Source organism: Kribbibacterium absianum, assembly GCF_030067705.1.
GTDB classification, from domain to species: domain Bacteria; phylum Actinomycetota; class Coriobacteriia; order Coriobacteriales; family Atopobiaceae; genus Kribbibacterium; species Kribbibacterium absianum.
The window spans coordinates 585,027-603,501 of the sequence record NZ_JASJEX010000002.1 but is presented as its reverse complement, the minus strand read 5'-3'; the positions used below and the strand labels follow the sequence as shown (position 1 = coordinate 603,501).

At 67.3% G+C, this 18,475-nt stretch carries 16 protein-coding genes; 7 read left to right on the top strand and 9 right to left on the bottom strand.

What is annotated here, in order from left to right; genetic code table 11:
• The first annotated feature begins 549 nt into the window (after positions 1 to 549).
• The 4 genes from QJ043_RS05655 to dcm all read left to right on the top strand — a co-directional run bounded on the left by QJ043_RS05655 (position 550) and on the right by dcm (position 5,240).
• Complete coding sequence (locus QJ043_RS05655; RefSeq protein WP_283714020.1) at positions 550 to 1,755, top strand: alpha/beta hydrolase; 1,206 nt, start codon at positions 550 to 552, stop codon at positions 1,753 to 1,755.
• Positions 1,728 to 3,038, top strand: coding sequence for a hypothetical protein (locus QJ043_RS05650; protein WP_283714021.1), 1,311 nt, complete (start codon positions 1,728 to 1,730; stop codon positions 3,036 to 3,038). The genes QJ043_RS05655 and QJ043_RS05650 overlap by 28 nt, the downstream gene beginning before the upstream one ends.
• Positions 3,035 to 3,691 carry a DUF6320 domain-containing protein gene (locus QJ043_RS05645; protein ID WP_283714022.1) on the top strand — a complete coding sequence of 219 codons (657 nt, stop codon included), beginning with the start codon at positions 3,035 to 3,037 and terminating at the stop codon, positions 3,689 to 3,691. Before QJ043_RS05650 ends, QJ043_RS05645 begins: the two co-directional genes overlap by 4 nt.
• A 313-nt stretch (positions 3,692 to 4,004) precedes the next feature.
• Positions 4,005 to 5,240, top strand: coding sequence for a DNA (cytosine-5-)-methyltransferase (gene dcm, locus QJ043_RS05640; RefSeq protein ID WP_283714023.1), 1,236 nt, complete (start codon positions 4,005 to 4,007; stop codon positions 5,238 to 5,240).
• 220 nt (positions 5,241 to 5,460) lie between these two features.
• Here the strand turns inward: dcm and QJ043_RS05635 are convergent, their stop codons facing one another.
• The 5 genes from QJ043_RS05635 to QJ043_RS05615 all read right to left on the bottom strand — a co-directional run bounded on the left by QJ043_RS05635 (position 5,461) and on the right by QJ043_RS05615 (position 13,129).
• A complete protein-coding gene (locus tag QJ043_RS05635) occupies positions 5,461 to 6,438 on the bottom strand; it encodes a hypothetical protein (RefSeq protein ID WP_283722763.1) in 978 nt (325 codons plus the stop codon).
• 698 nt (positions 6,439 to 7,136) lie between these two features.
• Positions 7,137 to 8,774 (bottom strand): chaperonin GroEL, encoded by a 1,638-nt coding sequence (gene groL / locus QJ043_RS05630; RefSeq protein WP_283714025.1) that lies wholly within the window; start codon positions 8,772 to 8,774, stop codon positions 7,137 to 7,139.
• A gap of 75 nt (positions 8,775 to 8,849) precedes the next feature.
• On the bottom strand, positions 8,850 to 9,140 hold the full coding sequence (gene groES, locus QJ043_RS05625) for a co-chaperone GroES (protein WP_283714026.1): 291 nt from the start codon (positions 9,138 to 9,140) through the stop codon (positions 8,850 to 8,852).
• Positions 9,141 to 9,492: 352 nt separating this feature from the next.
• A complete protein-coding gene (locus QJ043_RS05620) occupies positions 9,493 to 11,478 on the bottom strand; it encodes an NAD(+) synthase (protein WP_283714027.1) in 1,986 nt (661 codons plus the stop codon).
• Between the two features lie 25 nt (positions 11,479 to 11,503).
• Complete coding sequence (locus QJ043_RS05615; RefSeq protein ID WP_283714028.1) at positions 11,504 to 13,129, bottom strand: amidohydrolase; 1,626 nt, start codon at positions 13,127 to 13,129, stop codon at positions 11,504 to 11,506.
• Positions 13,130 to 13,315: 186 nt separating this feature from the next.
• Here QJ043_RS05615 and guaA point away from each other — a divergent pair, with 186 nt between their 5' ends.
• Together guaA and QJ043_RS05605 are read left to right on the top strand one after the other, a co-directional pair.
• Positions 13,316 to 14,905, top strand: coding sequence for a glutamine-hydrolyzing GMP synthase (guaA, locus tag QJ043_RS05610; protein WP_283714029.1), 1,590 nt, complete (start codon positions 13,316 to 13,318; stop codon positions 14,903 to 14,905).
• 194 nt (positions 14,906 to 15,099) lie between these two features.
• A complete protein-coding gene (locus tag QJ043_RS05605) occupies positions 15,100 to 15,411 on the top strand; it encodes a hypothetical protein (RefSeq protein WP_283713658.1) in 312 nt (103 codons plus the stop codon).
• A 61-nt stretch (positions 15,412 to 15,472) separates the two neighbouring features.
• Here QJ043_RS05605 and QJ043_RS05600 read toward each other — a convergent pair whose 3' ends face one another.
• From QJ043_RS05600 to QJ043_RS05585, 4 genes are read right to left on the bottom strand one after another with little or no spacing between them, the layout of a single operon-like run.
• Positions 15,473 to 15,619, bottom strand: coding sequence for a hypothetical protein (locus QJ043_RS05600; RefSeq protein WP_283713659.1), 147 nt, complete (start codon positions 15,617 to 15,619; stop codon positions 15,473 to 15,475).
• On the bottom strand, positions 15,616 to 17,253 hold the full coding sequence (locus QJ043_RS05595; RefSeq protein ID WP_283713660.1) for a GH25 family lysozyme: 1,638 nt from the start codon (positions 17,251 to 17,253) through the stop codon (positions 15,616 to 15,618). Before QJ043_RS05595 ends, QJ043_RS05600 begins: the two co-directional genes overlap by 4 nt.
• Positions 17,243 to 17,485 (bottom strand): hypothetical protein, encoded by a 243-nt coding sequence (locus tag QJ043_RS05590; protein ID WP_283713661.1) that lies wholly within the window; start codon positions 17,483 to 17,485, stop codon positions 17,243 to 17,245. Before QJ043_RS05590 ends, QJ043_RS05595 begins: the two co-directional genes overlap by 11 nt.
• A 1-nt stretch (position 17,486) precedes the next feature.
• Positions 17,487 to 17,705: a hypothetical protein gene (locus QJ043_RS05585; protein WP_283722761.1), complete on the bottom strand. Its 219-nt coding sequence runs from the start codon at positions 17,703 to 17,705 to the stop codon at positions 17,487 to 17,489.
• Between the two features lie 217 nt (positions 17,706 to 17,922).
• On the opposite strand from QJ043_RS05585, the gene QJ043_RS05580 reads away from it, so the two are divergent.
• Positions 17,923 to 18,465 (top strand): hypothetical protein, encoded by a 543-nt coding sequence (locus tag QJ043_RS05580; RefSeq protein WP_283713663.1) that lies wholly within the window; start codon positions 17,923 to 17,925, stop codon positions 18,463 to 18,465.
• Positions 18,466 to 18,475 lie beyond the last annotated feature (10 nt).

Below are 18,475 nucleotides of genomic sequence, written 5' to 3'. Positions count from 1 at the left end.
TCCACGCATCCTACAACAGGGGGGACGCGCCCGCCGCGCCCTCACGGGCGCGGCCGGCGCGTCCATCTGGCTGCGGGAACCCGGCCAGCGCCTCAAATGTTCAGATGGCTCTGCAAATCAACCGCGGAGTCGCCAGGAAATGAGGCGCGAGGTCACGTGGCCAACCCCCAACCCCAGTGCGGCTGGTCAGTTTTGAGCCCTAGAACGAGGGTTGGGGGTCGGAAGCCGCGGGCATAGTCCCCCAACCCCGCACTGAATCCTTTCAAAAGCGAGCCTCACCAAGGGTTTGGGTGGAAGTGTCCGAGCCCTCCAACCCCCAACTCGTGCCCCGACCCCCGTTGCTGCCCGTCCCGGTGACGGGTTGGGTGGTGGCAAGCCCCGCTTTACACCCCGGCGAGCCCTGCTGCGACCAGTCCATCCCGCGGTTTGCCGGTGGCCGCCTGCGGAACGCCACCGCCCGTTGCCGCCTTGATGCAACCGACCCCACGCCGTCGCAGCAAGAGCCGCAACAGGGTATCGTCCGGGTGCAGCCAACCGTCAGGAGTCCCCATGCCGCAGCCCACGCACCCGTCGCACCCCGTCGTCCAAGGCGCGAGCGCGCTCCAGCGCGCCGCCCAAGCGGCGCTCGGCGTGCTCCACGACGCCCGGACGGGCGACGACGAGACCCGCACCGCCTTCATGCTCGGCCGCACCGGCCTCGCCAGCGACGGGGCCCAGATCGAGGCCACGGGCATCAGCCCCGCGCGCCTCGCCGCCGTCAAGGCCTACACCAACCACAAGCCCGACGTCGTCTCCCTCTACAAGACCACGCGCGCCCTCGAGGACGGCGTCGGCCTCATCGAGACCCCGCGCGCCGACGTCAAACAGGACCGCTACCAGGTCCCGACCCCCGACGGCGCCCTCATCCCCGTGCGCGTCTTCACGCCGCAGCAGGTGGACATCTCGCTCGCCCACGGCATCCAGCGCACCGACGACTGCATGGGCACGATCCTCTTCATTCATGGCGGCGGCTGGGTCACCGGGTCGCTCGGCCTCTACGCCGACGCCTGCCGCGACCTCGCCCTCGCACTCGGGCGCCGGGTGGTCTCCGTTGGGTACCGCCGCGCGCCCGAGAACCGCTTCCCGGGCCCCCTTGAGGACTGCTACGCCGTGGCGAAGGCCCTCTATGCCGGGGAGATCCTCCCGGACGTGCGTCCCGAGAGCATCGTGCTCTGCGGCGACTCGGCCGGCGGCAACCTCACCGCGTGCCTCAGCCTGCTGGCCCGCGAGCGCGGCGACTTCGAGGTCCGCCGCCAGATGCTGCTCTACCCGGTGGTCCAGTCCAACTATTGGGACTCCACCCCCTACCGCTCGGTCATCGAGAACGGCCAGGACTACATGCTCACGCAGCAGGACATGCAGGAGTACCTGCTGCTCTACATCAACGGCCCGGAGGACCTCAGCAACCCGCACCTGGCACCGCTGCTCGCCAGCGACCAGTCCGGGCTCCCCCGGACCCTCCTGATCAGCTGCGAGCTCTGCCCCCTCCGCGACGAGGACGAGGCCTACGCCGCGGCCCTTGCCAGCGCCGGCACCGAGTCCTTCTGTTACCGCATGCTCCACGCGATGCACGGGTACCTGATCGACCCCGCCTCCGCGCCCACCATCGAGGACACGCACACCCTGATGCGCGCCTTCCTCGACGGCATCCCCTCCCCCGACGAGCTTGCCCAAGGTGAGGGGGTGGCATGGCGCGCGATACGTGGTATCGGCTAGACAACATCGGCAAGTTCTACGCCGCGCAGGCCGGCCAGCAATCGCAGACCGTGTTCCGTTACGCCGCGCGCATGGACGCGCCGGTGGACCCTGCGGCGCTACAGCAGGCGCTCGACGAGGCCATCGCCGCCTTCCCGGGCTTCAATGTGCACCTGCGCACCGGTTTCTTCTGGCACTACCTCGAGCAAGCTGCGGAGCAGCCCCAGGCCGAGCCCGAGCAGCTCCCCATCTGCGCGCCCTTGCACGCGGGCCGCCAGTCCGTGCTGTTCCGCGTCACGTACTTTCGCGACCGCATCAGCTTCGAGGTGTCCCACATCGTGTCCGACGGCCGCGGCGCGCTGGCCTTTTTCACCGAGCTGCTCTGCGCCTACGCGCGCATCGCGCACGGCGAGCCCGAGAAGGACACGACGAGCGGCAACGCCAGCTCCCTCGGCGAGCGCAGCGAGGACTCCTTCACCAAGCACTACGAGAAGGACGCCGCCCGGTCCGTCCGCACGCCCAAGGCCTTCCGCCTGCACGGTGTGCGCGACAAGGACGAGCCCGTCTACCTCGTCTACCACCTGCCGCTGCAGCCCGTGCTCGCCAAAGCCAAAGAGCTTGGCTGCGGGTTCACGGCCCTCGTCATCGCCGTGGTCATGCACGCCTGCGCCCAGGACCTGCGCGCCAGCGAGCGGGGCCAGGTCATCCGCATCGGGGTGCCGGTGGACCTGCGTCAGGCCTTCGGCAGCTCCACCGCGCGCAACTTCTTCGGGCTGGCCTATGTGGAGTGGAAGGCCGACGACCCCTCCGAGCCCATCGAGAGGATCGCCGCATCGGTGGCCCGGCAGCTCAAGGACATCACGCGCCCCGAGGCGCTCAAGCAGCGAATGAACCAGATGATTAAGCTCGAGAAGTCCTACGGGCTCAAGTTCTTCCCCGTGGGGGTCAAGGACGTCGCCCTTGGCGTGGCCGAGCGCGCCGCCGACCGCGAGGTCACCACCACCGTGAGCAACGTCGGCCGCATCGAGCTGCCGCCCGGCGCCGCGCGCCACGTGCGCGAGATGGACATCCTCACGAGCACCACCGGGCTCAACTTCCTGGTCTGCTCGTTCAAGGACGTGTTGTCGATCGGCATCAGCAGCGTGATCCCGTCGAGCGACGTGCCGATGGACTTCGTGCGCACGTTCTCGAACTGGGGCATCCGCGGTCGCGTGGACTCAAGCAACGCTTTGGACCCTGATGTGTATTTGGGGACAGTCCCCAAATGCACATCAAATGTTGCAGAGGAGGGCAACGAGCGATGAAGCACTGCGACCGCTGCGGCGTCGACCTCTCCGGAGACCTCGACCGCTGCCCTCTCTGCCACGGCACCCTCACCGGCCATGCGAGCCCGGCCGCCTTCCCCCACGAGCGGCTCATGCGCCCGCGCCGCGTCGCCGCCACCGTCGCGGCGCTCCTTTCCTGGCTCGCGGTGCTCGCGATGGTGGTGCTGTCGCTGGCCGACGTCGTGCCGTGGAACATCACCGTGCTCGTCGCGGTGCTCGTGCTCGTGAACTGGCTCTTCGTGCGCAACGTGCTCGACCGCGAGCCCGGAGCCGTCCGCGCCATCGCCCGCTACCTGCTCATCATGGAGGGGTGCTTCCTCGTGTGGTGGCTCCTCACCGGCTGGGACGTGACCATCAACATCCTCGTGCCGGCCACGGCGCTGGGGGCCATGGGCTTCGACGCGGTGGCGCTCATCGTGGGCAAGTCGCAGTTCGTGCGCGACTACGGCAAGTACCTGCTGTTCGACGTCGTGTGCTGCGTGGTGCCCTGGGTCACGAAGCTCTTGGGCTGGACCACCTGGAACACGCTCGTGTGGATCGCCCTCTACGCCGGGGCCGCGTACCTGCTGGTGCTGGTGCTCTTCTTCGGCAACACGCTCCGCGACGAGGCACGCCGCTTGTTCTCTACCTGAGAGGTGCGGCGTTGGCGCGGGGGCGCCTTCTCGTCGCGGCCTGGGAGCGGCCGAGGCGTCACTTCAGCGCCACCTCAACAGCTGTGTGGGCGCGAACCCCAGGTCGCGCGCCAAGAGGCACGGCCAGGTGTCAGCGCAGCGTCACCTTGACCCCATCATGGACGCGAGACCCCAGATAGCGCCCAGGAGCAGCCGACTGGGGTGTCACTCGAGCGCCACCCTGATGTACCGCGCGAGCGCAATCGGATCTTGACCGGCCCAGACCGATCTGGGATCATGGGGGGCGCCGTGCCCTGCCCTCGAGAGGAAGCCCATGCCCATCATCCGCGTCGCCGAGCTGTTCGCCGGGGTCGGAGGCTTCCGGCTCGGGCTTGAGGGGTGCGCGGAATGGCAGGAAGAACCGTCCGGGCCCTACCGGACCGTCTGGGCCAACCAATGGGAGCCCCCCGGGACGCCCGCCAAACAGTTCGCGTGGCGCTGTTACGAGGAACGCTTCGGCGCCGGCAGCTGCGTGAACGAGAACATCAGCGTGGTGATGGACGAGGCCCTCGCCGGCGAGCGTGAGGTCCCGGACTTCGACCTGCTCGTCGGCGGCTTCCCCTGCCAGGACTACTCGGTGGCACGGCCGCTGCGGCAATCAGGAGGCATCGAGGGCAAGAAGGGCGTGCTCTGGTGGGACATCGAGCGGATGCTCGAGCTCAAACGGCCGCGATGGGCGCTCTTCGAGAACGTCGACCGGCTGCTCAAGAGCCCCGGCTCCCAGCGCGGCCGCGACTTCGCAATCATCCTCTCGTGCCTGGCGCGCCTGGGCTACTCGGTGGAGTGGCGCGTGGTCAACGCCGCCGACTACGGCATGCCGCAGCGGCGCCGGCGCGTCTTCATCTGGTGCGAGCGCGACACGAGACCGTGGGACCTCCGCGAGCGGCTGACCGGCGGCCTGATGGCCGACGCCTTCCCTGCGGAGTGCTCCGACGTCACGGCCTGCTCCGTGCCACTCGACCCCTACGAGACCAGCGAGACCTTTGGCCTGGGGCTCAGGACGTCACCGTTCTTGTCGGCCGGAGCCATGCAGGGCGGCCGCGTGCTCAGCGCGCGGCCCGCCCCGACGTACGACGGTCCCCGCACGGTGCTGGGCGACGTTCTGGTGGACGACACCGAGGTGCCAGCATCCTTCTTCATCGCGGCCGAGAAGCTGCCGGCCTGGGAGGCCGCGCGGGCCGCCAAGCACATCCCGCGCGTGTCTCGGGCAGGCGTGCCATACGTGTACTCCGAGGGTGCCATGGCGTGGCCGGACCCCCGGGACCGGCCGAGCCGCACCATCCTCACCAGCGAGGGCGGCGCCGCGGCCAGCCGCACAAAGCACGCCGTGCGCGGGAGCTCGGGGCGCATCCGGCGCCTGGTTCCCGACGAGCTGGACCGGCTGCAGATGTTCCCGCGCGGCTGGACGGACGCGGGCATGACGGACCAGCAGCGCGCCTTCTGCATGGGCAACGCGCTCGTGGTGGGATGCGTGCGGCGTATCGGCGAGGCGTTGGCGAAGCGAGCCTGAGGGAGGCAGCGCCGAGTGGCGCCTGGTCGGGACGTTCGGGTGTCGCCCGAGTGACACCCTGACAGCCCCAACCGCGCAAGCGCCGGAATAGCGCGGCCGGATCGGCGCGGAGTGTCACCTGGGTGACACCTCCATGGGCGCAAGCGCGCAAAACCCGGGATGTCGCGATGGTGCCCAGCCAAAGGTGTCAGACCAACGCCACCATGACCCGCTGGCGCCCTCAGATCACGCAGCGGTACCCCACCAGCCGGCGCCGCAGGGGCTCCAGCCAGCCCGCGACGGGCGCCCAGTTCGGCCTGACCCCTAAGTCGCGAGCAAGCCGTTTCATGAGCCGCTCCACGGCTGCGACGTCCCGCAGGTCGTCGGCGAAGATCGCCTCCACGGTGAATCCGTCCTCCTCGAGCGCGCGCCGGCGGTTCTCGTCGCGCTTGCGCTTTTGAAGAGCCCGCGGGTCATCCCCGCCGCCATGGTCCAGGTCGCTCTCGTACTCCGCGCACACCATCGTGCCCGGCCAGCGCTCGTCGGGCGTCGCCTCCGGCCAACGCGCGTACGCCTGCGCCGCCCTGGAAAGCTCGACCCTCTCGTTCAGCACCGGACGCGGCAGCCCGAAGCCCGCGTCACCGTCGCGGTACGTCTGCAACAACGCGAGGCCGCTCTCGCGGGGCGACGCAGACCCGTCGAACCCCAGGTCAACGGCCTGGCGCAACCTCGCAACGCCACGCACGCCACGCGGCACCCTGTCGAGGTACTCCAGGATCCGCGCGCGGCTCGTCATCGGCTGCGGCCGCTTCACGAGCCCACGCCTCAGGTCCGGCCGCGTCCAGTACGTGCCGCAGTACTCGCACACGAGAAGCGCGAGGTCCAGCGCGTCCAGCTCGCTCGCGCGGAGCAGCAGGTGCAGCTCCGGCGACGGCAGCAGGACCTGACCGTGGGAGCGATCGCACACGCGGAAGCTGCCTTCCGGCACGTCCCGCAGAAGTCGCCGCTCGATCACGCCCGCCGCCCGGCATCGAACCCGCTTGCTCGGGGCGAGGAAGTGAACCGGGAGGTCAGCGCCCCGCAAAAGCGCCGGGAGCAGCAGACCGGGGTCGCTTGTTGCGAGCGGGTTAACGAGCGCCCGAAGGCTCAGGTTTCCAGCGACGGCGAGAAGCGGCCGCATGTCCCGATAGCAGCGCCAGACGCGCACCTGATTGCGCAACGGCGCGGAGACCTCGCAGGCAGCAAAGGCCGCGCGCTCCTCGTCAACGGTGGCATAGCGCAGAAGCGCGACGCCCGAGGCATAGACGGCGTGGGCGGTATGGTCGCAAAGGCACAGTATGAAGGCTCCCTGAAAGCGATGGAAGCTTCAGTATCACATGCCTTTCGACCGATATGAAGATGGCCGCGAAGACTCTTACGGCAGGTCAGAAGATTCATCATGGCGCAACATGCTGGCACACAGGTGTCACTTCGGTGACACCCCAATGGGCGCTTCCGCGCGGAACCCCCGATGGCATGGGCGATGAGCTGACCCGGGTGTCATTACAGTGCCACCGCGTCGGGCGGACGACTCGCGCTCATGCGGGTCAATGAGTCAAATCCCGACGGGCGTGGACGCTTCGGTCAAAGCCGTTTGTCCACGCCTGGACGCTTGGGAGAGAGCCGTTCGTCCACGCTGTCGGCGGGTGGAGCGTGGACAAATCGCTCTTTCCGAAGCGTCCACAAGTGCTTCGAGCTGCAAAAATGCTCCGTCCCCTTTTGCAGGAGACGGAGCATGCCGAGTCAAACGCTCTTCCGTGCCAACGGCCCTTAGTACATGCCGCCCTGGCCGCCCTGCGCGGCGGCCTCTGGGGAACGCCGGCAAAAGGCGCCGGCGTTCCGGCCGCCGTCATCGCACAAGCGGCCCCTCAGCGGCCCTTAGTACATGCCGCCCTGGCCGCCCTGCGCGGCGGCCTGAGCGATGGCCTCCTCGATCGTGGTGTCCTTGGGCTCGTCGGTCACCGTGGCCTCGGTGATGAGAATCAGGCCGGCGACGGAGCTGGCGTTCTGCAGCGTCACACGGGCGACCTTGACCGGGTCGAGCACGCCCATGGCAATCATGTCGCCGTACTGGCCGGTCGCGGAGTCGAGGCCCTGGCCGTTCTCCATGCCGCGGATCTTCTCGACCACGACGGCGCCCTCGTAGCCGGCGTTGTCGGCGATGGTCTTCACCGGCGCGGCAAGGGCCTTGGCCACGATATCGACGCCGATCTTCTCGTCCACGTCGGCCGTGACCACCTTGTCGAGGCACTCGGAGGCATCGAGGAACGCGACGCCGCCGCCGGCGACGATGCCCTCCTCAACGGCCGCGCGGGTGGCCTGCAGGGCGTCCTCGATGCGGTGCTTGATCTCCTTGAGCTCCACCTCGGTCGCGGCGCCCACCTTGATGACGGCCACGCCGCCGGACAGCTTGGCCAGGCGCTCCTGCAGCTTCTCGCGGTCGAAGTCGCTGTCGGTGTGCTCGATCTCGCTGCGGATCTGAGCCACGCGGTCCTCGATGGCCTGCTTGGAGCCCTCGCCGCCGACGATGGTGGTGTTGTCCTTGGTCACCTGGACGCTCTTGGCGCGGCCGAGCATGTCGGCGGTGACGTCGGCGAGCTTGATGCCCAGCTCGTCCATGGCCACCTGGCCGCCGGTGAGGACGGCGATGTCCTCGAGCATGCGCTTGCGACGGTCGCCGTAGCCCGGGGCCTTGACGGCGCACACGTTGAGCGTGCCGCGGAGCTTGTTGAGGATGAGGGTGGCGAGGGCCTCGCCGTCGACGTCCTCGGCGATGATCAGGAGCGCGGCGCCCTGCTTCTGCACGGCCTCGAGGATCGGCAGGATGTCCTGGATGTTCGTGACCTTCTGGTCGGTCATCAGGATGTAGGGGTCCTTCATCTCGCACGCCATCGTGTCGTTGTTGGTGGCGAAGTACGGGGAGATGTAGCCCTTGTCGAACTGCATGCCCTCGACGGTCTCGATCTCGATGCCGAAGGTCGGGGACTCCTCGACGGTGATGACGCCGTCCTTGCCCACGACCTCCATGGCGTCGGCGATCTTGGCGCCGATCTGGGGGTCGGCGGCGGAGATGGTGCCCACGGACGCGATCTGGGCCTTGGTGTCCACGTCGTGCGCGGAGGCCTTGAGCTGCTCGACCACGGCGTCCACGGCCTTGTCGATGCCGCGGCGAATGGCCAGCGGGTTGGCGCCGGCGGCCACGTTGCGAAGGCCCTCGTTGACGATGACCTGGGCGAGCAGGGTCGCGGTGGTGGTGCCGTCACCCACGGTGTCGTTGGTCTTGGTGGCGACCTCCTTCACCAGCTGGGCGCCCATGTTCTCGACGGGGTCCTTGAGCTCGATCTCCTTGGCGACGGAGACGCCGTCGTTGGTGATGGTCGGCGCGCCGTACGGGCGCTGGAGGGCGACGTAACGGCCCTTGGGGCCCATGGTGGTGGTGACGGCCTCGGCGAGCGTGTTGACGCCGGCGGCGAGCTTGGAGCGGGCGTCCGCGCCGAACTTGATGTTCTTGGCCATGAAATGACCTCCTGGAATTGCGGCCGGCGGTGTGCCGGCGGGGTTATCGGATAAGCGGTGGTGCCGAGCTAGGGGCTAGTCCTCGATGATGGCGTAGATGTCGTCGCCGCGGAGGAGCAGGAAGTCCTCGCCGTCGACCTTGATCTCGTTGCCGCCGAACTTGCCGTAGAAGACGTTGTCGCCCACCTTGACGTCCATCGGGATGCGGTTGCCGGCCTCGTCGCGTCGACCCTCGCCGACGGCCACGACCTCACCCTTCTGCGGCTTCTCCTGGGCGCCCGAGGAGATGTACAGGCCGGACGCGGTCTTCTCCTCCTTGGGGGCGGGCTTGACGAGCACGCGATCTCCCAGCGGCTTGAGGTTCATGCCATTCCTCCTTACTGTTCGCGCCCACGGATGGGCGCGCGACCGACCAGCGCATGGCAGGGCGGCCGCTCGGGTTCCATTGCCAGCTATGCTACCCATCGCCGATGGCTCTCACAAGTGCCGGTGAGAAAATCTCCATGCACCGCACTTAGATTTTCTAGCAGAAGCAATGTAGAGACAGGGCGTCGCAGGGTTCTGTTGGGCGTGTACCCGAGGAGAATCAAGGGCGTCTGGCCTGCACAAAGGCTCCGCGAGGCGCCGTGCGCCCGACAGCCGTGACCGGCGCCGACGAGAGCGCCGCCGCAGGCTCAGCCGACACGTTCGGGGACGGGTGGGTCGTCGCCCTCGGTCGTCACGGCCGCAACGCTTCGGCCTGGGCGAGCCAGAGACGGGCCGAGGCGTCGCTCGGCATGCGGAGGTCGCCGCGCGGGCTCACGGCCACGGAGCCCACCTTGGGCCCGTCGGGAAGGCAGCTGCGCTTGAACTGCTGGGCGAAGAACCGCCGGTAGAAGGTCTGGAGCCAGTGGAGCACCACGACCGGGTCGTAAGCGGCCTGCTCGCCCGCCTCCGCCGGCTGCTCCACGAACGCCCGCAGGGCGAGGCGGTAGACCTTGCGCGGCTCGAACCCGCAGCGGAGCACCTGGTACAGGAAGAAGTCGTGCAGCTCGTAGGGGCCCACGAGGTCCTCGGTGCGCTGGGCGATCGTACCGTCCTCCTCGGCGGGGAGGAGCTCCGGCGAGACGGGCGTGTCGAGCACGTCGAGCAGGACGTCGGCCAGCGCGGCGTCACCGGACGCGCGGCTCTCGTCGGCCACATGGCGCACGAGGTGCCGCACGAGCGTCTTGGGCACGCCGGAGTTCACGGCGTACATCGACATGTGGTCGCCGTTGTACGTGGCCCACCCGAGCGCGAGCTCCGACAGGTCGCCGGTGCCGATCACGAGGCCGCCGGCCTGGTTGGCGAGGTCCATGAGGACCTGGGTGCGCTCGCGGGCCTGGCTGTTCTCATAGGTGACGTCGTGGACGGCCTCGTCGTGGCCGATGTCGGCGAAGTGCTGGCGGACGGCCGCGCCGATGGGCACCTCTCGGAGCCGGCACCCGAGGGCCCGCGACATGGCCGTCGCGTTGCCGTGCGTGCGGTCCGTGGTGCCGAACCCGGGCATCGTGACGGCGAGGATGCCCTCGCGCGCAAGGCCCACGAGGTCGAAGGCCCGCGCCGTGACGAGCAGCGCGAGCGTGGAGTCGAGGCCGCCCGAGACGCCCACGACGGCCGTGCGGGAGCCCGTGTGCTGCAGGCGCTTGGCAAGGCCCCAGGCCTGGATCGTGAGGATGTCCTCGCAGCGCTCGGCCCTGGTGAGCGGGTCACTCGGCACGAACGGCCGCGGGTCCACCTGGCGCGTGAGCCGCGACTCGCGAATCGGCAGGGAGAACGGGACCATCTGGTAGCCGGCGGCCTCCGGCGAGGGCGCGGTCACGTACGTGGACATGCGGCGGCGCTCCTCGTCGATAAAGGCGAGGTCCACCTCGGCCATCGCGCCGGCGTTGCGGTCGGGGCCTCCCGAGAAGGGGGCGGCCTCCGCGAGGATGCGGCCGTCCTCGCAGACGAAGTCGTTGCCGGAGAAGACGACGTCCTGGGTGGACTCGCCCCAGCCGCTGCTCGCGTAGGCGTATGCGCAGACGAGACGCGCGGACTGGCCGTTCACGAGCTGGCGGCGGTAGCTGGCCTTGCCGACGAGCGCGTTGCTCGCGCTGAGGTTGCAGACGACCGTGGCCCCGGCCTGAGCGAGGCCGATGGACGGCGGCTCAGGAACCCAGAGGTCCTCACAGACCTCGACGCCGATGCGCAGGGACGGCTCGTCCTCGTCGCAGAACACGAGGCCCATGCCAAATGGCACGTCGCTCTGGCCGGCGACGCCGATGCGCACGGGGGCGAGCCTTCCGGGCTCGAAGTAGCGGCCCTCGTAGAACTCGTTGTAGGTGGGGATGTGGCGCTTGGGCACGACGCCCAGCACGCGGCCGCCGCAGGTCACGGCGCCCACGTTGTAAAGGTTGCCGTTCACGGCGAGCGGCAGCCCCACGACCGCGATCACCGGAAGCTCCGCCGTGCGAGCGACGAAATCGGAGAGGCCCTGCTCGGCGGCCTCGACGAGCGCCGTCTGGAAGAAGAGGTCGTTGCAGGTGTAGGCCGTGACACAGCACTCCGGGAGCACGACCACCTGGGCGCCCTGCTCGGCGGCGTCGGCCGTCACGGCGACGCAGGAGTCCACGTTGAAGGCGACGTCGGCCACGCGCAGGCGCGGGGTGAGGGCGGCAACGGAGACAAAACCGTCGTTGGTCATGGAAGGCTCCCTTCTTCGCCTGTCGCTAGGCGTCGAAAACGTGCCGTGCGCCAACGTAGCAGGCCAGCACGCGGCAGTCGTGGAGGGACTCGGGGCAGATGGCGAGCGGGTTGCGGTCCACCACGATCACGTCGGCCAGCCGGCCGGGCTGCAGCGTGCCCAGTTCTTGCTCGCGGCCCTCCGCCTGCGCCGAGCCGAACGTGAGCGCGCGAATGGCCTGGGCCATGGACACGCGCTGCTCGGGAAGCCAGCCCCCGGCCGGGTCGCCGGCGGCGGTCTGGCGCGTCACGGCGTCGTGCAGAATCGCGGCCGGGTCCATCGGCACGCAGGGGGCATCGGTGCCGAAGGCCATCTTCGTGCCCTGGGCCAGGTAGTCGTGGAACGGCCACATGTAGCTGGCACGGAGGTCGCCCAGGTCGCGCGCCGGCTGCTCGATGTCGATCACGATGTGCTGCGGCTGCACGGACGCGACGATGCCGGCCCTCGCCATGCGCGCGACGTCGCTGCGCCCGAGGTTCTCGAGATGCTCCAAGCAGAAGCGGCCCTGGCGCGGCTGGCCGAAGCGGCGGACGGCCTCCTCCATGATGTCGACGCCCGCGTGGACCGCCGCGTCGCCGATCGTGTGGATGCGCACCGCAACGCCCTCCGCCGCGGCGGCGAGCACGAGGTTGCGCATCTCCTCGGGCGGCATCGCGGGATGGCCGCAGTCGCCGGGGAACGCGGGGTTCGCATAGGGCTCGAGCAGCCACGCGGTGTGCTGGCTCGAGACGCCGTCGAAGAACTGCTTCACGCCGGGCGCGCGGAGCATGGGACCTGCGAGCCGCGCCTGCAGGTCCTTGATGCGCGTGAGGTCCCCGTCCAGAGGCAGCGTCGGAAACAGGTGGCCGCGCACCGTGAGCCGCCCCTGTGCGAGGAGCGACTCCCAGACGTCGTCGAGCACCATGTCGCAGCCGGGAATGGCGGAGAGGCCCATGTCGCTCACGGAGGTCACGCCGCGGCGGTTGAGCTCGCGCATCCACGCGGCCATGACCTCTTCCTTTTGCTGGCGGGTGAGGGTCTCGAGCACCTTGGCCATGTAATACATGCCGGCGCCCTCGCGCACGACGCCCGTCAGGCGCCCGTTCTCGTCACGGTCGAAGGAGCCCCCGGCGGGCGGCACCGTGTCGTCCGTGATCCCGAGCGCCTTGAGGCCGGCCGTGTTGAGCCAGATGGTGTGCGAGTCGCCGGAATAGAACACCGCAGGTCGCGCCGGGAACACCGCGTCCAGCGACAGCCGCGTGGGCGCGATGGGCGACTTCCACAGCGCGTCGCGCCACCCGTGGCCGATGGCCCAGGACCCGTACGGCTGGTTCTCGGCGAACTCGTAGAGGCGCCACGCGCAGTCGATCTCGCCGGTGCCGCAGTACTCGATGGCCAGGTCCGACGGGAAAAGCGCAGCGTGGAACACGTGCTGGTGCGCGTCGTTGAGGCCGGCGCAGATGAAGTGGTCGCCCCAGTCCTCGATGGTGGCGCCCGGCCGCACGAGCTCGCGGACCTGGTCGCGCGGAATGACGGCCTCGATGCGGTCGTCCTCGCACACGAGCGCCAACGGCCGCGTGCGCGGCGAGAGGCCGGTGAACACGTGGCTGGAAGTGATGACCCGCTGCGTCACGGCGCTCCCCTCTTGATAGGACGACAGTCAAAGAGTCTAGCCGTTTGGGCGCGTGACCCAAAAATGGGCGGCATCGCTGGCGACGGATGCGGGGCCTGGCCGAACCCCTTCATCGCCCGCGCGCCCCAGCGCTATCATCGAGAAACCGTGCCGGCACCGGCGCCGGCCTTGAGACCGGGAGGATCCATGGCAGACACGCCACGTCAGTTTGTCGCTGTTCTCGACTTTGGCGCCCAGTACGGGCAGCTCATCGCCCGCCGCGTCCGTGACCTCGGGGTCTACAGCGAGATCGTGCCCTGCGACATCACCGCCGAGGAGCTGGCGGCGATGGGTCCTGCGGCCATCATCCTTTCCGGCGGGCCCGCCTCCGTGTACGCCGAGGACGCCCCGGACATGGACGCCGGCATTCTGGACCTCGACATCCCGGTGCTGGGCTTTTGCTACGGCGAGCAGATCATGGCCCAAAAGCTGGGCGGCGAGGTGGCCCACGCGGAGACCGGCGAGTACGGCCCCGCGCAGCTCATGCGCCTCGGGTCCTCTCCCCTGCTCGACGGCACGCCCAACGAGGTGCAGACCGTCTGGATGAGCCACCGCGACTACGTGTCCGAGGCCCCCGAGGGCTTCATGGTGACCGCGAGGACCGAGAGCTGCCCCGTCGCCGTCATGGAGAACCCGCGCCGGCGCCTCTATGCCACGCAGTTCCACCCGGAGGTGCGCCACACGGAGCACGGCGAGCGCATCCTGCGCAACTTCCTCTTCGACATCGCGCGCCTCACGCCGGACTGGGCCATGGACAACTTCATCGACGAGAAGGTGGCCCAGATCCGCGAGCAGGTGGGCGACAACAAGGTGATCCTGGCCCTCTCGGGCGGCGTGGACTCCGCCGTGGCGGCCGCGCTCGTGCACAAGGCCGTCGGCGACCAGCTGACCTGCGTGTTCGTGGACCACGGACTGTTGCGCAAGGGCGAGCCCGAGACCGTCGACGCCGTGTTCCGCGACACTTTTGGCATCCCGCTCGTGCACGTGAACGCCCAGGAGCGCTACGCGGAGCTGCTCGCCGGCGTGGACGACCCCGAGCAGAAGCGCCGGATCATCGGCACCGAGTTCTGGAAGGTCTTCTTCGAGGAGGCCCAGAAGCTCGACGGCGTCACGTACCTCGCGCAAGGCACGATCTACCCGGACATCATCGAGAGCGGCGCGCGCAAGACCGGCGGCAAGGCCTCGACCATCAAGAGCCACCACAACCTGATCCCGTTCCCGGAGGGCGTGCACTTCGACCTGATCGAGCCGCTCGACCACCTGTTCAAGGACGAGGTGCGCGAGCTGGGCTGCGAGCTGGGCCTGCCGGACGAGGTCGTGTTCCGCCAGCCGTTCCCGGGCCCGGGGCTCGCGATCCGCATCATCGGCGACGTGACGCCGGAGAAGCTCGAGATCCTGAAGAACGCGGACGCCGTGGTGCGCGAGGAGCTGGACGCGTACAACGCGCGGCTCTTTGAGGAGACGGGCGAGCGCAACAGCGCCCACAGCTGCTGGCAGTACTTCTGCGTGCTGCCGGACATCAAGAGCGTGGGAGTGATGGGCGACGAGCGCACCTACGAGCGGCCGGTCATCGTACGCGCGGTGGAGAGCCAGGACGCGATGACGGCGGACTGGGCGAAGCTGCCCTACGAGGTGCTCGGCAACATCAGCCGGCGCATCGTGGACGAGGTGGACGGCGTGAACCGCGTGGCCTACGACATCACGCCGAAGCCGCCCGCGACCATCGAGTGGGAATAAAATTTCGCACAAAGCACTATTCCACACTCCAACCCGAAACATAACGAAACCGCAGGTCAGAAGTGGTGTGTTCGAGAAATCGGCACACCACTTCGCTCTGAAAGAAAGCACTCCTTTCGGGATTATTCGTACCGGAATTCGTACCACCCCAGCGCCACCATTCACGACGCGGGCACTGAGAGGAGATTAGAAAGATGATTAACGAAGAGAAGATGACCGTACTCACCCAGGCCGAGGACATGGCGTACTTCCGAGCAGACCTCTGTTGCTACTCGCCCGAGAGCTACACGCTCGAGGAAAAGAAGGAGATCTGCAATGACATGATGAGCACGAGCAAGGCAGTGCTCGACGCCATGCGCGAGGACTTCGAGCAGCTGCCCCCGGATGCGAGGGCCAAGCTTCTGGACATGCTCTGCGCATCCGGAGTCGAGTCGCCCCAGTGGTGGTGGGACGTGTTGGTTGGTGAGGGCGACCCGCTCTACCGCGAGCTCGAGCCCCTGAGCTAGTTCAGGTCCACATAGGTACACGGAGAGCCGCTCGTCACTGCGACGGGCGGCTCTCCGCTTCTCATTCGTCCTCATGGCGGTCGCGGATGCCCTCGAACATCTTGAACACGGGGACCAGCGGCAGGAACAGGATCAGCAGCAGGAAGCACGCGACATCCCCCAGGAGCCAGCCCACCTGGTCCGCGATGAAGGCGAGCCTGCGCCTCATGACAGCATCTCGTTCACGCGCGCCTGCACGATCGAGTAGTAGGAGCCGAGACGACGCCTGCGCTCGTCGCCGTTGCCGTAGTCGCCGCGGATCACGGCCCGAGCCATCGCGTCGACGTCCATGGAGGTCGAGCTCGAGCCCGAGCCGAGAAGAATCTCGTTCACGCGCCGTTGCACCGCGTCGTAGTTGGAGCCCAGGCGCCGCTTGCGTTCGTCGCCGTTGCCGAACTCGCCGGCGATCACGCGCCTGGCCATGGCGTCGACATCGATGCCAGAGCCGCCGCCAAGCAGGATTCGGTTCACCTCCGCCTGGACTTCGTCGTAGCGGTCACCCAACGCCGCGCGCCTTGCATCGCCATTGCCGAACTCGCCGGCGATGACCCTCTCCGCAAGCTCTGACACGTCGCCGGAGGGCGCACCAGAGCCGGAACCACCCGGCGCGCCGCCCTTGTCAGCCTTGCCGTTGTAGTGGAGCACGCCGTCCCAACTGCCGGAGTAGTAGTCGTGGACCCAGCTCTCGCGCCCGGTCTGGTCGCCGGCCTCGCCATCGATGCCGCCGGTCTCAGAGATGCTGAACTCTCCCAAGAGGTCGGCCGCGCCGTCGTTGCGGATGCACATGGCCGTGTGGTTCTCCTCGTCGAGGTAGATGTCGCCGCGAGACGCGTTGAACGACATCGGCTCCCATGAGAAGAGCCCCGAGCCCACGAACATCTCGCGCATGCCGCCGGTCCAGTTGTAGCGCGTGATCAACCCGTCGTAGGGAGAGCCCGCAAGCGCCAGCTCCCATGCCTCGCACACAGCGGACGAGCAGTCGCGGTCACCCTTGGTCACCTTGATGGTGCCGGCGTCGGTATTCACGCTGCAGTGTCCGGAGGTGCCGTGACGCCCAGGTTGTGAGTATCCGTGCTCAGGGCAGGAGCAGAGGTGCTCCATGATTTGTGCCGCCACGTTCGCTCTTGAGATCGTCACGGTATCCGCCTCCTTCGTGCCAGCGAAGGCGCCGGCCACCGCGCAGAGCCTCCGCCAGTCGTCGTGCGTGCCGTAGAAGAGGTCGAGGTCCAGGTGCCCGCCGTAACCGGGGATCCGCCCGGTTCCCGTGTACTGGAAGATGAGCGGCGAGTCCCAGGCGCCGAAGTCCCAGCCGTCGGTCCAGGGCTCGCTTACGAAGCCCGTGTCCTCGTAGTTGGGGTACTGCGCCACCCAAAGCGGGTACGCCTTGGCCACGCCGGACCAGTCGAACGAGAAGAGCACGCTCTTGCTCGTGTAAATGCCAGGCGTGACGCCGGTCTTGGCCTTCACGCGGTCAAGCCACCTCTTTGCCCAGGACGGCCCCAGGTCAATCGCGTCGGCCTCCCAGTCCAGGAACGGAATCGCCTTGCCGATGTAGGGCCTGAACGCGTCGATGAAGTGGTCTGCCTCCGCCTCGGCAGATCCCTCGTAGCCCCGGTCACGCGCGTAGTGGTAGCAGCCGAGCAGCTTGCCGGCCGCCAGCGTCTCGTCGGCGTGCCGGCGGAAGCACTCGTTGGAGTAGCCCGCGCCGCCGGTCGCCTTCACGATGACGAAGTCGCAGGTGCCCATGTTGGAGACGACAAGGTCGTCCTGCCAGGATGAGATGTCGATGCCGTTAAGCCCCACGGTTGGCACCGCCCTTCGGGATGACGATGTCCTCGTCGCCCCCGCCGAGAGCGGCCATGATCGGCGAGAGGACCGCCATCACGAGCGCCACCACCAGGCCCCTCACGCTCGGGTCCAGAACGCACCAGCCCATGATCAGGTCGATGTTGGCGATGACCACGCCCAAGACTCCCTGCACGATCGTGCGCGCCAGGCGCCAGTACCACTCGTTGCTTGCCAGAAACTCGTTCATGTCAGCCCACCTTTCCCTTCAAGGACTCGATGTCGTGCTTCGCGACAGCCATCTCCTGTTCGAGCACGTAGGTGCGCTCCAGGACCTGGTTGTGCTTCTCGACCTTCTCCGTGAGGGCGTCGAGCTTGACCTCCATGACGGCTCTGCTCTTAGAGTTGGAAAGGATCACCCCAATCAGCGTCACGACACCGGTAATGCACGCCACGATGATTGACTCCATAAAAGAACTGCCTCCCGAGATCGACTTTTCGTCCTCGGGAGGCAGTGTCTAATGACGTCACAAGGTCAATTTGTTTACGCTTGGCAAGGTTATTGATTGCTGTTTCTTGATACCACTGGTTCGGAATGCAATAGTTAAAAGAACCGATCCTAAATAATCACCGAATAATTGAACCTTTCATTGTCTGTTACCGTCCCTTTGCGGAAGGAGATTCGTTATGAAAAGCAAAGTGGCTGCTAGGGTTCATTTGTTTTCCGCCGTGCTTACGCTAGCAATACTAGTGGGATTGGCTGGGTGCTCAGGAACAACGGGAAGTTATTCAAACGGTGGCATGGATACTCCTACCGCAACAACAAAATACGGAAAACTATATGGGGAGTTCGGGCTTAATACAGACTTCACTCCCGATACTCCCAACTTTAAGGATGTAACCTATAAGATCACTTCCATCGAAAGGTCGAGGAATCTTCTTAGTGTTACTGTTCAGTGGACATCTCTGAAGGACGGCGCTACTCCCGCATTGGCCCAAAACATGACTGTTTATGACGATGCCGGACATGAGTGTAAGCTTTCTTCTGGATTAGAAACCGGATCTGAAAAACTAAAGAAGGGCGCGAGCGATAGCTATGTGGTGCTCTACGAGTATCGGAGCAACGTATCGAAATACGAGCTATCTCTATCTGACGAATTCAACGAGCCCATGTCTTCATTTGGCATAAGCGTGGACGAGGAAACGGGTAAAGCTGCTCAGGAGAAGTAGGTTATTTGCT